The organism is Virgibacillus senegalensis (genome assembly GCF_000821245.2).
In the GTDB taxonomy this organism is placed as follows: domain Bacteria; phylum Bacillota; class Bacilli; order Bacillales; family Amphibacillaceae; genus Sediminibacillus; species Sediminibacillus senegalensis.
In genome coordinates this window covers 339,178-353,813 of record NZ_LN611424.1, presented here as the reverse complement: position 1 = coordinate 353,813, position 14,636 = coordinate 339,178, and the positions used below count along the sequence as shown (strand labels likewise).

The 14,636-nt window shown below is 43.6% G+C and carries 13 protein-coding genes; 1 reads left to right on the top strand and 12 read right to left on the bottom strand.

What is annotated here, in order from left to right; all coding sequences use genetic code 11:
- Window positions 1-4: 4 nt before the first annotated feature.
- The 5 genes from BN1067_RS05965 to BN1067_RS05940 all read right to left on the bottom strand — a co-directional run bounded on the left by BN1067_RS05965 (window position 5) and on the right by BN1067_RS05940 (window position 3,697).
- Window positions 5-640: a response regulator gene (locus tag BN1067_RS05965; RefSeq protein WP_053217984.1), complete on the bottom strand. Its 636-nt coding sequence runs from the start codon at window positions 638-640 to the stop codon at window positions 5-7.
- A complete protein-coding gene (locus BN1067_RS05960; protein WP_053217983.1) occupies window positions 633-1,673 on the bottom strand; it encodes a sensor histidine kinase in 1,041 nt (346 codons plus the stop codon). The genes BN1067_RS05965 and BN1067_RS05960 overlap by 8 nt, the downstream gene beginning before the upstream one ends.
- Window positions 1,670-2,395: a cell wall-active antibiotics response protein LiaF gene (gene liaF, locus BN1067_RS05955; protein WP_053217982.1), complete on the bottom strand. Its 726-nt coding sequence runs from the start codon at window positions 2,393-2,395 to the stop codon at window positions 1,670-1,672. The genes BN1067_RS05960 and liaF overlap by 4 nt, the downstream gene beginning before the upstream one ends.
- 315 nt (window positions 2,396-2,710) lie before the next feature.
- Entirely contained in the window at window positions 2,711-3,334 is a 624-nt protein-coding gene (locus tag BN1067_RS05945; protein ID WP_053217980.1) for a PspA/IM30 family protein, read from the bottom strand.
- 24 nt (window positions 3,335-3,358) lie between these two features.
- The gene (locus tag BN1067_RS05940) at window positions 3,359-3,697 is read right to left on the bottom strand and encodes a lmo0954 family membrane protein (RefSeq protein WP_053217979.1); all 339 of its coding nucleotides are present in this window, start codon (window positions 3,695-3,697) and stop codon (window positions 3,359-3,361) included.
- Window positions 3,698-3,943: 246 nt separating this feature from the next.
- Between BN1067_RS05940 and BN1067_RS05935 the strand changes: the two genes are divergently transcribed.
- Window positions 3,944-4,921: a cation diffusion facilitator family transporter gene (locus BN1067_RS05935; protein WP_053217978.1), complete on the top strand. Its 978-nt coding sequence runs from the start codon at window positions 3,944-3,946 to the stop codon at window positions 4,919-4,921.
- A 28-nt stretch (window positions 4,922-4,949) separates the two neighbouring features.
- On the opposite strand, the gene BN1067_RS05930 is transcribed toward BN1067_RS05935, so the two are convergent.
- The 7 genes from BN1067_RS05930 to BN1067_RS05900 all read right to left on the bottom strand — a co-directional run bounded on the left by BN1067_RS05930 (window position 4,950) and on the right by BN1067_RS05900 (window position 14,511).
- Window positions 4,950-6,596 (bottom strand): DUF2339 domain-containing protein, encoded by a 1,647-nt coding sequence (locus BN1067_RS05930; RefSeq protein WP_053217977.1) that lies wholly within the window; start codon window positions 6,594-6,596, stop codon window positions 4,950-4,952.
- Window positions 6,597-6,815: 219 nt separating this feature from the next.
- Entirely contained in the window at window positions 6,816-7,391 is a 576-nt protein-coding gene (locus BN1067_RS05925; RefSeq protein ID WP_053218011.1) for a hypothetical protein, read from the bottom strand.
- A 332-nt stretch (window positions 7,392-7,723) separates the two neighbouring features.
- Complete coding sequence (locus BN1067_RS05920; protein ID WP_053217976.1) at window positions 7,724-9,901, bottom strand: DNA topoisomerase III; 2,178 nt, start codon at window positions 9,899-9,901, stop codon at window positions 7,724-7,726.
- Window positions 9,902-10,391: 490 nt separating this feature from the next.
- Window positions 10,392-10,811 carry an arsenate reductase (thioredoxin) gene (arsC, locus tag BN1067_RS05915; RefSeq protein ID WP_053217975.1) on the bottom strand — a complete coding sequence of 140 codons (420 nt, stop codon included), beginning with the start codon at window positions 10,809-10,811 and terminating at the stop codon, window positions 10,392-10,394.
- A gap of 15 nt (window positions 10,812-10,826) precedes the next feature.
- Complete coding sequence (locus BN1067_RS05910) at window positions 10,827-12,125, bottom strand: arsenic transporter (protein ID WP_053217974.1); 1,299 nt, start codon at window positions 12,123-12,125, stop codon at window positions 10,827-10,829.
- Between the two features lie 16 nt (window positions 12,126-12,141).
- Window positions 12,142-12,486 carry an ArsR/SmtB family transcription factor gene (locus tag BN1067_RS05905; RefSeq protein WP_053217973.1) on the bottom strand — a complete coding sequence of 115 codons (345 nt, stop codon included), beginning with the start codon at window positions 12,484-12,486 and terminating at the stop codon, window positions 12,142-12,144.
- Window positions 12,487-12,948: 462 nt separating this feature from the next.
- A complete protein-coding gene (locus BN1067_RS05900) occupies window positions 12,949-14,511 on the bottom strand; it encodes a bifunctional metallophosphatase/5'-nucleotidase (RefSeq protein ID WP_053217972.1) in 1,563 nt (520 codons plus the stop codon).
- Window positions 14,512-14,636: the final 125 nt, after the last annotated feature.

The window sequence follows — 14,636 nt, the reverse complement described above, 5'->3', positions numbered from 1 at the left end:
TATTTCACTGTTGAACAAGCCCTTGTCGATGGGCATACACAGCAGCCTGGGTGCGATCCTGCACCTCGAGCTTGCTCAATATGTTGCTGACGTGTACTTTCGCTGTTTTCAAGGCTATGAAAAGCTCATCCGCTATTTCCTGATTGGTCTTTCCTTGAGCCACCAGCAACAACACTTCCATCTCCCTTGCAGTCAAGCTTTCATGCGGAAGGGATGATCGTCTGTGTCTCATTTTTGACATGACCTTATTGGTCACTTCCGGTTCAAAAACCGATTCTCCTTGAAAAGTGGCACGTATTGCCTCAGCTATTTCACTCGCCTTCGATGTTTTCAGCAAGTAACTGGAAGCGCCTGCTTCTAATGCCGGGTACACTTTCTCATCATCGATAAAACTGGTTACGACAATGATTTTCGCCTCCGGCCAATTTTGGACAATCTTCTCCGTCGCTTCGATCCCATCCATTTCCTCCATCACCAAATCCATCAAAATAATGTCCGGGCGAAGCTCCAATGCCAAATCAACTGCCTTTTTGCCATTATCTGCTTCGGCAACCACTTCAATATCCAGCTGGGTAGCCAAGTAAGCACTTACTCCAATCCGGACCATTTCATGATCGTCGACAAACAATACCTTAATCATCCACATCACCCTCTGATTTTAGTACCGGTACCCTTACTTCCAATCTTGTCCCTTTATCCGGTAAGCTAATGATTTTGATGACAGCCCCTATCTCGGCTGCCCGTTCTTTCATGTTTTGCAAGCCATAGGATCCCGACTGGCTTTCTTCTACCTGGAATCCAATCCCGTCATCAATTACCCGTAAAACAACCTGTCCTTCCCTTTCGATCAACAGGATATCCAGTGAGTGGGCTTTTGCGTGTCGAAGCGTATTGGAAACCGACTCTTGCAAAATCCTGAAAAGATGGTCTTCTATACCTCTCTCAAGCTGTACATGGTCCATTTTCCAGGAAATTGTTATCGGTACCTTTTGTTTCAGTTCTCCCAGCAGTTGCTCGATCCCTTGCTGCAGCGATTTTCCTTTCAAAGCAGCAGGTCGTAAATGCAGGAGGAGCGCCCGCATTTCCAATTGGGATTGCTGAATCATGGCTTCGATTTGTTTGAGTTGGACAGATACAACTTCATCCTTGTTCAGCTCATTAAGCGCGGAAATTAGCATAGAAGCTGCGAACAACTCCTGGCTGACCGAGTCATGCAACTCCCTTGCCAGCCGGTTCCTTTCCTCTGATATTACCCTTTCAATCTCCTTTTCCTGATTCTCTACCCGTTCCGTTGCCATTTTTTGAGCCAGTTTCGTTTGTTCGTCCATGTATCGCTGAAGATTTCCGGCTCTTTCATGTAATGCTTGCACTTCAGCTAATGAAGCTTTATCTTGTGGAAGCTTCCGATTGTCCCGATTCCTTTTCAGTGCAGCTTCCAACCCAGTTAGCTGCTTTTTCCAGTACAAGCCTTCCGCCACCCCGAAACTTCCACCTGCTACCAGGGTAATCGTGATGATAAAAACAACAAATGGCAATTCCCATATTTTTCGCTGCCACAGATCTTGCCACTCATCAAGTGGAAAACCAAAAAAGAAAACTGCAGTAAAAACAACCAGGAGTATCAAGGATGTCAACAAACCAACCACAAGTGAACGCTGTAAGACGTTTCTCATACGCGCTTCACCTCTATCTTGCCGGCCAGTGTGGATGTGACAATCTTCACCTTTTGTTTGGCATGTTGATAATTCTCTGATTCGATATGGATGACCTTATTCCACATGTGGTCTTCAGCATAGTCAAGTATCTCGGCCGAACCGAACAAGGTAGAATGACTGATGCTTACTTCCACCTCATAAGGGACAAGAATTTCCATATTGCCAAAAAGATTTCGAATGAATATAACCGCTTCTCCTTTCGGAAGAACGGTGTTGTTCATATCAATGACAGCATCGCCGATTCCTGTTTGTATATTGATATCCTGCCATTCATAAGGTTTTGTACTTGTTTTCTGACGACCGAACCATTTATTCGTGAAGATTGTCGGTCGCTGAATCGCCCCTTCTCCGGAACCGTCCTTCTCGAACTGTGGTTTATGATATACTGGTTGTTTTTTGGAATGATACCATCTGTACATTAGGTATGCCAAAGAGGTCAACAGTAAAAATCTAAATGCAGTGGTGTTTAATATTGTAATGATCAAGCCGACCAACCCAGCCCAAAAAACGAGCCTTCCCCAAGACTTGTCAATATGCAGTCGGCCGTAGTAGATCGCTGCGATGTACATAATAATACAGAAGAGAAGCCATGGACCGTCAAAAAGCAATTCAAACACAAAGATGACGACCGTAATCAGCAAAATCATAACAATGAGGTCTGTATTTTTACGATTAAACATAAGGCTACTCCTCTTTTTCTAATAAGCTGTTTTCTAAAAGCAAATATTTAGGAACCAATTCCGCTTCGGAAAAGCACCTCGCTGGGCATCTGCTGATCAATCAACATATAACGGTGGATGAATAACACTGAGCCAGCAAAAAACACACCCGGATTCATCGAATGTATCATATGTTTGTTTACAAGGAATTTTCCCAATAAGCAGTCAGAAATCAACAGTAGAATAAGGCGTACGATAGAAGTACGCCTTTGAAACATGCTGATAATGTTTCCCTTTTAGATTACCAGAACCTGAAGAGAAGGAGAAGCCCCCTACTTAATCCGCTCTTTTTTCTAGTTCGGCGATCCGGGCATCAAGCGTGTAACTTCGATATTCCGCATTCACCTGGTTTTCCAGCCGTTCGATATAATCCTCCATTTCCGCAAAAGTTGAATAGCTTTTTTCTGCGAAACGATCGGCTTGCAGTACTCTATTCATCCCTTGGTGGGCTTGAGCAGCGTTTTCCCGTCCTTTCAATTCCATCCGTTTTACATAAAGGTCCTTTAATTTGTGCTTCATCTGCACATATTTACTTTCCAGCGATTCCAGTTCTTTAATGGCACTTTGCCTGATGGAGTCCAGCTTAGCCGCCCGTTCCTCGAAATACACCTGATCTTTATGAGCTTGGTCATACAGCTCCTGTTCATTTGCCTTCAAGGCGACTTCTGCCTGATGTTTACGCTTGTCCGCCATGGCAGCGGCCTGATGGTATTCTCTAGTGAATTCTTGTTTGAGGGCGTATTGTTTCTCCACGAGCCCTCTGATTTTCTTCACTTCCTGCTCACAGCGGCGGACATATTGATTTAACTGTGCGATGGGATTTTTTTGCTCCTTTTGATCGAGCATCTCATTAAAGTCCGCAGAAATGGTATCCTTGATTCTTGTAAATAAATTACTCATTTTCATCCAACTCCTCTATTAGGTTTAGTTCAACCAGGATTCTTTTCCAGTTTCATTAAAGAGATCTTCATCCAGAAAACTGGTATCTTGCTTATCTCTTTTCCACTTTTTATAGGTATAGTACAAGACGACAAAGGCAGCAACGCCAATTAACGCCGGCAGATTGGCCAACGAAATCGAGAGTCCGACCAGCACCGCGATGGCCCAAAGTACTTTCTGACCAACCGTGTCTGCTAGAATAAATTTTTTCACGGCATAATAGGAAACAACCAGACTGACAGCCAATAAAATCATCGGCCCGAGATTTGCCAAAATGAGGACGACTGCTGTCACACCTAGTAATAGCAACAAAAATGTTTTCATGTCGATAGCCTCCTTTCTTGTTTCTATCATAAAAGGAATCAAAACAAGATATAACGACCTGGAGCTATAACTTCTACTAAGCCTGAAGGCTTATTCTGGCTTCATTGTCAGTCATCTGATTACATAAAATGTCGGACAAGAGGTTTCATTTTCTCCAAACAGAGGCATTATAAATAGCAGCAATCCATCTCGTTTCATTACAATCAACGGCTTAGACAAACATCTTTGGAAAGGAAGGCAGGAGTTATGGGAGAATTATGGAGACTCTTAAAACAAGGAACAAAATCCTCCTTATGGGCGGCGACTGTCAATATCGTCGTCGGGATTATAAAAACAATCGCTTATTTGATAACTGGAAATGTGGCGATGTTTGCGGAAATGATGCATAGTTACGCAGATGCAGCCAACCAATTGTTCGTTTTTACTGGATCCGCTTTAAGTAAAAAAGCGCCAACCGAGCGTTTTCCGAACGGGTTCGGCCGATTAGTCAACCTTGTTCTGCTTGGTGCTGTTTTGATTGTCGGTATTCTTGCTTATGAAACGATTAAAGAGGGAATCCACCATGTATTGGAGCCCGCCGGGCACGAAGGATGGTTCTGGCTGAACATAGGTGTATTGGGATTATCTTTTCTTTTGGAAGGTTTCGTCCTTACAAAGGCAATGAAAGAAATCACAGAACATATTCCCGATAAGGAAAAAAAAGGCCTTGGACTGGTCACGCAAAGTTTCAAACATGTTAAGAAAGCTAACCCAGCAACAAAGTTAGTCTTCCTGGAGGATTTAGTGGCCACTATTGGTGCGTTAATTGCCATGATTGCAATCGCCCTATCCAGTTATACACCTTTTCATAGTGCAACAGGTTATGCTTCCATTCTCATCGCCCTTTTATTATTTATTGTGGTAGGAAGAATTTTTCTCGACAATGCAGCTGGTGCACTGGGAATTACCGTGCCCGAAATGGAAACTACGGTCGGTGTCCTTGCTATGAAGGAAAAATTGGTGAAAGACATCAAAAGGCTGAATGTCATCAAAGAAGGGGATCAACGCCATGTCGAGTTGAAAATCGAAGTCGATCCCCAACTGACCATTGCCGAGGCAGATGATATGCGGGACAGACTTGAGAAACAAATCAAGTCACAAAGAGGCGTAACAGATGTTATTATCGAATTCGACGAAGATGACCAAGTCGCAACCTGGTCCCAATCTTCGGGAAAAGAAGAATAAACAAGCACTGCTCAAAGCAGCGCTTGCCTTATCCCTGGTTTTTCTGCTGGTTGTAATAAAATCTCGAAATGACCAAACCTATAGCACCAAGCGTAATGAATAAAATTGCCCTCCAGATGATATCAATCGTCGTTAAATCAACCAGGATGATCTTACCGAGCGTGATTAACAAGAATGCTAAGCCGAGATACTGCCACTGTTTTTCCTTAAAGAAGCTGTATCCAGCATACATCAAAGCAACGAATACCATCCAGGAAATCGAGAGGGCGATGTTAAAGTCCAAATTATTCCCGTACGTAGCAGCGTCAGCGACTTCGTTGAAGAATAGTAACAGCAATGCAGCAATGATATAGGGAGCAATAAGAGTAATCACCGATTCCGTTAACACGACTGCTTTCTCTTTAAATAGATAGATTGCCAGGAAGAAGCTAACCAATAACAGCCAGCATAAGACTTCGACTACCAACAGTTCCCTGCCCGGACTTGCAGTTAATTGATTAAAGACGATGAACAACAGCAAGAGGCTTGCCACCGTACCAAATATACTGTTCCGTTTTTGCGACAGATAATAAACAATTGCCGCCTGAATAATATAAATGAGCATCTGCACGTATTCTGTATCTTCCAGCCATTCACTGAGCACCAAAAATAGATAAAACATCGAAAAAACGAAAAAGGTATTTTTCAACTCTGTATGCGGCTTGCCTTTCACAAGGCTCAACCCACCATAAATAATTGCTGTCACGAAATAAAAGCTGTATAGATAGCCCTCACTCTGCCAGAAAACGTCCCTTCCAATCAAATACAGAAAAAAGGCACCTGTCGCAATAGCAGGAATATACATTTCCTTACTACTCGTGTGATCAAACCGAAAAGTAAGATAGATGATCAACAGCTGTTGTAAAGCCAGTGCAGCCAACGTGACGTAAGTTATCGATCCCATCCCCACAAAAGCAAAAAACACCACGGCGAATAGGAAGGCATAGTTGGCAATGTTCCAAGTCACTTTATAGCGTCTGTGAATCGATTCCAATACCAGGCCGGCAAAAATCAGTGTTTCATATACGTAAAAGATATTTTCCGTCCCTCTGTCGCCTGCAAATAAAAAAGGATAAACGTACGCTCCGAGTCCGATGATGGCAAGCAGACTTTGCGAAGCATACTTTCTTGACATCCAAACTCCTATCCCTATTGCTACAGCAAGCAAAAACATGGTAATCCAATATGAAATTAGCTGATACAGGATGTTGCCAGCAAAAACGGTGGCAATATACACGACGATACTGCCGCCAAGTAGCACAATGCTGAGCGCGCCGACATCCCTGCGATACTGCCGGTGACCTAATCCATACAGCAATCCGGACACCACAAAGCCAGCCAGCACCCGGATCGGCGGGCTCAAAATCCCTCTGTCCACGGCAGCAATAAAGGCCCAGATTACTCCCAAAACGAAAACGAAAATGAATACCCGCGGCAGCCAGTCACTAATGATTTTTTCCATGCTGATTGGCTGTTTTTCCATTGAGGAAGACGCCTTTTCCACTGGAGTATTGATATTCTTTACAGGCACCGCTTCCTGCTCTTCCTGCTTTAACCTTCTTAGTTCCTTTTTCACTTCCAATAAATCTGCCTCGATATGGCGTATTTTCTCTTCAAGCTCGTTTGTACAGTCCATTATTGTATTTCTCCTTTTTTCATCCTGTAAATAAATGGGTCCTATCTTCATTATTCATGATAGATGAGTAGAATTCCTTCATGGGAATGAGAAATTATGGACTGAATCGGGTTTTTAAAGTCAGTGGAACGTGATGACACACAAAAAAGCTACGATAAGGTTATCCAAACTTTCTTTTTCCTTCTAACGACAAAAAACCCTTTTTGGGTTTGATCCAATTTAGGCTGTCGTTTTTTCAGGTTCTATCTGCTTCTGATTTGTATCTTCCAAAAATGCAGGGTAATCTACTAATTTACCACGATATATCAAACGTAGCTGGTGCCAGGAACGAATATCCTGCGGTTTGGTCAAACAGGCAGGCTTTTCATGGCGATAGCTGCCGCATTCCCCAAGCAATGTTGCCACAAACTGCGAACAGAAAAATGCGTTTTTGCGTTGGAGCTCCCGTTTTAACGGCACAAGGAACAATCCAATAAAATTGTATCGATAATTCGCTTTTTCCGCTTCCATTGCCTGGATTTTGAGCCGCATTCGCCGATATTCATGGCTGCTGACGGTTAAACAGTAGACGGCGCCTTTGCTGTTATGGAAAAACGCCGTGCGGATATCCTCTTTTACAAAACCACCGATAAACGGATTGCGTGGATTTTTTCTGCCAAAACTGTATAGTTCCGTTAACTCCCGATCTAAAGCGATCGACACATGGTTCATGGTCGATTTGGTCCAAAGATTGATGACTCTCCCTAAAACGGTACCGGTATCAGAAAAAACAACAAAAACCTGCTTCGTTTGCATCACGCATTTTCCCCCATCAACAACGACCGTGATTTTCTATTTTTAAAGGCGTATTACTTTTTAATATAGGGGAAAACCGATGGATTGGCAACATACCTTTCAGAAGATTTGCAATACGTGCATGATCTGTTTTACCAATAGGAAAGAGGCTGTCCTACAATTAAGTTTTGCTTAATTGTGGCATGGATAAAATGCGTCTAGGGCTTGGTCGAGTCACCATGCTCGACGTTTTTCTGAAAAAAGCTCATAACAAAAAACCACGAAGAAAAAGCAATTTCTTCGTGGTTTTTTCCTTTTAAAGAGGACTATTGGGATAACCCCTTCTTTGGATTTTATTTATCTTTTAATTTGGCCAATGCCTCAGCCAGTGCAGGGTTGGTGAACGATTCGTTCTGTTTCTTCATATACTGGTTGACATCTTTTTTCGACACTTTTTGCTGCTTCTCTTTTTTCTTTCGTTCATTAAATGTCGACAACTTTTCGCGATGGCCGCAGCTGCAAGTGAACATTTGGCCTTCCCCTTCTCCTCGGAGTTCCAAACGTTTGTGGCAGTTTGGGCATCTTGCGTTAGTCTTTTTTGCTATATTTTTCTTATGCCCACAAGAACGATCCTGGCAAACAAGCATTTTCCCTTTTTTGCCGTTGACCTCCAGCATCAGCTTGCCGCACTCCGGACATTTGGTCCCAGTCATATTGTCATGCTTGAAGGTTGCATCACTTTGTTTGATTTCCTGGACAACCTGCTTGGCGTACCCCTTCATTTCTTTGATGAAAGCCGCCTTGCTCAACTTGCCTTCCGCTATTTGACCAAGTTTCTGTTCCCATTCAGCCGTTAAAGCGGGAGACTTAAGGTCTTCCGGAACAAGGTCAAGCAGCTGCCGCCCTTTCGATGTAATGAAGATATGCTTGCCTTTCTTCTCCATGTAAAAACTGTTGAACAGCTTTTCAATGATATCGGCGCGTGTGGCAACAGTACCTAATCCACCTGTCTGATTGATCGTTTTGGCAAGGTGTTTGTCGTCCTTTGCCATGTAACGAACCGGATTTTCCATCGCCTGCAACAGGTTTCCTTCGGTAAATCGTTCTGGTGGCTTGGTCTTTCCGTTTGTTAAGGAGACGTTCAAGTTGGTGAATTGGTCGCCTGTTTCGATGTTCGGCAGTTGCTGGTCGTCATCCTGGTCATTCTCATCCTGATAGCGATTGTCATAGACTTCTTTCCAGCCTTGTTTGCTGATTCGTTTGCCGCTCGCTATAAAAGTGTGACCCCCAATATCTGCAGTGATTTTGGTTTGCTCATATTCATGCGGCGGATAAAGGACCGCGAGGAATCGCTTCACCACCAGGTCGTAAATTTTTCGTTCCTTGTCATTTAACTCTTCCAATATAACCGGCTGTTCAGTCGGGATAATCGCATGGTGATCGGATACCTTGTTATTATCGACCACAGATTTCCCTAGCTTGATGTCCCGCTTACTGATCTTGTTGGCGAGCTTGGCATATTCGTCGACTCCACACGCTTTCACTCTGTCCTTCAAGGTCGGAACAATATCACTGGACAGATAGCGGGAGTCGGTTCGCGGATAAGTCAACACTTTGTGCTGCTCATACAGCTTCTGCATGAGAGACAATGTCTGCTTACCGGAAAAACCAAAAATCCGGTTCGCATCCCGTTGCAATTCAGTCAGGTCATACAGCTGCGGAGCAAAGCTCTTCTTTTGCTTTTTATCGGCTTTGACTACTCTCGCCGGCTTACCCTTAACACTGTTCAAGATTTGCTCGGCTTTTTGCCTGGAGAAGGTCCTGCTGTTATTTTGCTCATCCTGCCATGTTAAAGTGAAACCTTTAGCCGTCTTTGCTTGTACGCCAAAGTATTCCTGTGGTTTAAAGTCTTTTATTTCCTGTTCCCGGACAGCAATCATCGCCAATGTCGGCGTCTGAACGCGACCGCTGGACAGCTGAGCATTAAATTTGGTCGTCAATGCCCTCGTTGTATTCAGTCCGACATACCAGTCCGCTTCCGAGCGGGCAACTGCTGCATCATACAAGTTCTCGTATTGCTTGCCCGGCTTCAGCTGTTTAAAGCCATCTTTAATCGCTTTATCGGTGACGGAAGAAATCCACAACCTTTTGACTGGCTTTTTGACCCGTGCCTTTTCGATAATCCAGCGTGCGACCAGCTCTCCTTCACGGCCGGCATCTGTAGCGATGACAATCTGGTTGACATCGTTTCGGTTTAACTGGTTTTTTACTGTATTGAACTGCTTGCCAGTCTTCTTAATCACCACTAGCTTCAGGCGATCCGGCAGCATTGGCAGATCCTCCATCCGCCATGTTTTGTACTTATCATCATATAATTCAGGGTCGGCCAAGGTAACCAAATGGCCAAGCGCCCACGTTACGATATAGTTAGAACCTTCCAGGAAGCCGTTGCCCTGCTTATGACACCCAAGCACTCTGGCAATATCTCTGCCTACAGAAGGTTTTTCTGCTAGTACTACAGTTTTGCTCATTAAAACAAATCCTTTCTGGATAATGCTCTTCTTTACTTTAACACATTTTAACTTTAGGCAGAATAGATGTTCCTTGGCTTAAAGTGTTTTGATTACGGGGAAATCAGAAGACGAATATGTAGCGAAGGCAAGTTACGGAGACTCCTACGGGAACAGCACGAGCAGAAAATCCCGCAAGAAAGCGATATGTGCTTTCTGAGGAAGTTGAAGCCGTGCCCGCGGAAAGCGTAGTATCTTGCTGTAGCATGCGCACTCATCGAATAACAGCGTAAAAGAAAATACAGGTTGGTTTTTGCTATGTCTGCCATGTTTATGCCCCAACTTCTTTAAAACTAGTGGCGTTTTTCCCTAATATATAGCAGTTTTCGTAAGAGAAGGTTAGAACGGTTTACTTTTTGCTAAGTTTATTCGTAGCTTATACAAAAACCAACCGAATGTATCGAATCGGTCGGTTTTTGCTTGGTCAATATGCTATAGTCCCCGAATAATATTATTCCCCTGACTGGGCAAACCGTTGAATGCGTTCACCGATTTGATCACGTACACGCTGGAACACTTGCCATTTTTCTTCCTCTGTTCCTTCTGCTTTGGCTGGATCATCAAATCCCCAGTGCTCTCTTTTCACCTGAGGCGGCGTCATCGGACATTTATCCGCTGCGTCACCGCACAAGGTAACAACCAGATCAGCGTTGTTAAGAATTTCCGGATCAATGATATCGGATGTCTGGCTGGAAATATCGATGCCAGCCTCGTTCATCGCATTCACTGCTTTTGGATTTAGCCCGTGCGCTTCAATCCCTGCACTTTTTACTTCCCATTCGTCGCCAAGATACTTTTTTCCCCATCCTTCCGCCATCTGACTGCGGCAAGAGTTTCCCGTGCATAAGAAATATAGTGTTTTTTTAGCCATGTTGATTCTCCTTTTTTAAAGTAGTAATAACGTTAGAAATAATCCTACCAATGTAAAGAACAATATTGGGATCGTTAAAATGATCCCCGTCTTGAAATAAGTGCCCCAGCTGATCTTAACCCCTTTCTGGGAAAGAACATGAAGCCATAGCAGCGTTGCAAGGGAACCGATCGGTGTGATTTTCGGACCTAAGTCAGAACCGATGACATTGGCATAAATGAGTGCTTCCCTCATGACACCCGTTGTATTGGTTTCTGCGATAGCAAGCGCATCAATCATGACAGTCGGCATGTTGTTCATAATCGAGGATAAAATCGCTGCAATGAAGCCCATTGCCACTGTTCCGGCGAACAGACCATGCTCGGTACTTACCTCGATTGCACGGGCCAACACCTCGGTTAGTCCGGCATTCCGTAAACCATACACGACTACGTACATTCCGATCGAGAAGAAAACTATCTCCCAAGGTGCTCCCTTCACGACAGCAGTCGTGTTAACTGCCTTGCTTCCACGAGCCAGCAACAGGAAGCATAACGCCACTAATCCTGCCACAATGGAGACAGGCAAGGAGATAAATTCACTCACAAAATAACCGATGAGCAGCACACCAAGCACATACCAGGAAATCCGGAATAATTTTGGATCTCTGATTGCTTCAGCCGGCCTTTTAAGCTGTGATAAGTCATACTGCTTTGGAATGTGTTTTCTAAAGTAAATGAACAGTACCAAGACCGTTGCTGCCAGTGAGAACAGGTTAGGGATGATCATCCGCGAAGCATATTCCAGAAACCCGATGTCAAAGAAGTCTGCGGATACAATATTCACCAGGTTGCTGACAACGAACGGCAGTGATGTCGTGTCGGCAATAAAGCCGCTCGCCATGATAAAGGGAAAAATCATTTTTTCATGAAAATCCAAGTTTCGCACCATCGCCAGCACAATCGGCGTCAAAATCAACGCAGCTCCGTCATTGGCAAACAGTGCAGCTACAACAGCCCCCAGCAGGCTGACGTATACAAACATTTTGGTTCCGTTCCCCTGGGCGGCCCTTGCCATGTGCAAGGCTGCCCACTCGAAAAAACCTATTTCATCTAATATCAAAGAAATAAGTATGATGGCGACAAAAGCAAGCGTGGCATTCCAGACAATGTCGATCACTTCCCAAACATCGCTGAAACCGACCACTCCCACCAGTAATGCAAGGACAGCTCCCCCGCAGGCGGACCATCCAATCGATAAGTCTTTTGGCTGCCAAATCACCAGGACAAGGGTCGCCAAAAAGATTAGTAATGCTAAGATGACAGATAAAGACAACGACTATTCCCTCCAGTTAACAACAGGTAATCCGTGTACCTTTCGCTTCCAATTCTTTTAATTTATCTGTTTGATCAGGTAGTTGCATGAGCACTTGCTGGACAAACGGAAAGTAATCGCTGGATTGATTTATGGAATAAAAGATCCATTGTCCCTTGCGCTCTTCTTTTACTAAACCGGCATCGCGCAGCTTGCGAAGATGCTGACTGATCGATGGTTGACTTGCATGAAAAATTTCAACGAATTCACAAACGCAGCAATCATTGCTAACCAACAGCTTCATCATTGTCAAGCGGGTTTTATCTCCGAGCAGCTTGAGGACCTGCGCTGCTTTCTCCATGCTAATTTCCGTTTTAACCATAAATGCCTCTCCTTCCTGATTCTTATATAATTATATAATAATTTGCTTATATACAACAATCAAAAAATATGAAAACAGCTCTGGTCTCCTCCTTCGTATTCCTGTTCAGATGAAGAAGGATTCCAGCCAAGACTGAGTCTTAAACTTTTTTCATGGTTTTTCCTAGTCCCTTGCATTCCGGACACTTATTTTCCATATAAAAAAACAGAAACTTCTTCGATACACTCCCTTTTCCGCGACAGTTTCGACAAATTGTGTATAATTTCACTCTGCCAATCCTTTCCGTTTTTTCTTTTCTCTTCCTCTTTATAATCAATTATATCACACGCAAAAAAACAACAATGAGTGATAAACCTTATGACTGACCGTTCATATTATTTATATGTAAAAAGCCATCATCCATACTAGTAATACTGCGTTCTGTTACCAAAAAACCTGGCGTAATTCCGCCAGGCCATTTTGTTAGATTGTGACCTTCCAATTATGGTCACATGTTGCTTTGATTGTTTTCCGTTTTACAATGTAATCGGCGATAAGTTCCGTCATATCTACCGGTATATCCTTGATTAACGGTTTGCCTTGATACATATCATAGTCGCCAGCCCCGCCTGCACGGTAATTGTTCATTACTACATCATACTGTTTATCCGGGTCGATCGGGCTTCCATGGTATTCCAGTTTGATGACCCGCTCTCCGACTGGATTGGATATCTTCAACTGATAATCGATGCCTTCCCACATATCATAGTTATAATGCTGTGGTTTAGGCTCTACAAAGGATGGATTGACGGTGATTTCCCCATCTACCAGCTGAAAATATTTTGCGCTCTGCTCCAACGCATCTTTGATATCCTTTCCGCTGATGCGGATGACATTCAATGTATTGGGATAAACGTAGTTTGAAACAATATCACGCATGGTGACATCTTTCCTGAAACCAGGAGATTCATTATTAAACAGAGCGGTGTTGGCAATATCGACACCTGCAGCATCCATTTGAACTTTATTGATAAATTCAATTAACGGGTTGTCTTGCAAACGTGTTTGCAGTGGATCATCGATTGTCATATCCCCTTCTATTTTTCCGATCGGGCTGTCCAGCCATTGTTGTGTGGCTGCTTCAAAATCGGAAATTAAATCCAACACCTCTTTATCGGCCTCGATTCCATCGTCTACCTCAATTATATTCGGAAGTACCTGCTTCACTTTCCAGCCTTCAACGGTCTGCTCCAGTGTCAGCTTCACCTCGCCAAGTACCTGTCCGTTATTGCTTGGCTGTACGACCGCTATGTCATTTACCTTTTCTGCTATAGTTCGATGCTGATGACCAGTAATCAAAACATCGACCCCTTCTAACTCTTGCAGCATTTGATATCCTTCATTTTCACCCGTCAGCCGTTCGGTCGGTTCACCGGTTTTCAAGTCTCTTTCAAAGCCGCCGTGATAAGAAACAATCATCACATCAGGTCTCTCGGATTCCCGGATAGAAGCGACCCATTTTTTTGTCGTTTCCAATGCATCCGGGAAATCCAATCCTTGAATATTCCGGGATTCCTCCCAATTAGGGATAAACTGAGTCGTCACTCCGAGAACGGCTATTTTGGCACCGTCTATCTCCTTTATGATATACGGCTTTCCAAATGCCGGTTTCCCCGTGTTTTGATCGACTACGGTCGCCGAAAGCCAGGGGAAATCAGCCTGTTCCACTACCTTATTCAAATATTCCCGTCCATAGTTAAATTCATGATTACCAAAAACAGAAGACTGATAACCAATATGATTGGCGACCTTGATAATCGGATTCGGTTCATCCTGCTTATATTTTGCATGGTAATAAGTTAAAGGACTACCCTGGATCAAGTCTCCATTATCAAGAAGCAATACGTTGCCCTCTGCCCTTTTTTGTTTTACCAGGGTGGAAATTTTCGCAAGTCCCAGCCCCTCTTCCGTATGATCCCTATAGGTTGTTGGATAGACATACCCATGGATGTCGCTGGTGACTAACACGTGAATCTCTGTTTGCATGGTTCCCCTCCTGATTTGATTACTCTTAACTTTCTCTTAAATTATCATAACAATTTCAAAATCTATTATAATCGAAATCGGAAAAATTTTTTAAAAAATTTTACAAAATATTGACAACTTGTAAC

Excerpts from the sequence above, each read along its gene's own strand:
- BN1067_RS05965 (WP_053217984.1), bottom strand. The coding sequence starts at position 640 with ATGATTAAGGTATTGTTTGTCGACGATCATGAAATGGTCCGGATTGGA.
- BN1067_RS05935 (WP_053217978.1), top strand. The coding sequence starts at position 3,944 with ATGGGAGAATTATGGAGACTCTTAAAACAAGGAACAAAATCCTCCTTA.
- BN1067_RS05930 (WP_053217977.1), bottom strand. The coding sequence starts at position 6,596 with ATGGACTGTACAAACGAGCTTGAAGAGAAAATACGCCATATCGAGGCA.
- BN1067_RS05960 (WP_053217983.1), bottom strand. The coding sequence starts at position 1,673 with ATGAGAAACGTCTTACAGCGTTCACTTGTGGTTGGTTTGTTGACATCC.
- BN1067_RS05905 (WP_053217973.1), bottom strand. The coding sequence starts at position 12,486 with ATGGTTAAAACGGAAATTAGCATGGAGAAAGCAGCGCAGGTCCTCAAG.
- arsC (WP_053217975.1), bottom strand. The coding sequence starts at position 10,811 with ATGGCTAAAAAAACACTATATTTCTTATGCACGGGAAACTCTTGCCGC.
- liaF (WP_053217982.1), bottom strand. The coding sequence starts at position 2,395 with ATGTTTAATCGTAAAAATACAGACCTCATTGTTATGATTTTGCTGATT.
- BN1067_RS05920 (WP_053217976.1), bottom strand. The coding sequence starts at position 9,901 with ATGAGCAAAACTGTAGTACTAGCAGAAAAACCTTCTGTAGGCAGAGAT.
- BN1067_RS05940 (WP_053217979.1), bottom strand. The coding sequence starts at position 3,697 with ATGAAAACATTTTTGTTGCTATTACTAGGTGTGACAGCAGTCGTCCTC.
- BN1067_RS05900 (WP_053217972.1), bottom strand. The coding sequence starts at position 14,511 with ATGCAAACAGAGATTCACGTGTTAGTCACCAGCGACATCCATGGGTAT.
- BN1067_RS05925 (WP_053218011.1), bottom strand. The coding sequence starts at position 7,391 with ATGCAAACGAAGCAGGTTTTTGTTGTTTTTTCTGATACCGGTACCGTT.
- BN1067_RS05945 (WP_053217980.1), bottom strand. The coding sequence starts at position 3,334 with ATGAGTAATTTATTTACAAGAATCAAGGATACCATTTCTGCGGACTTT.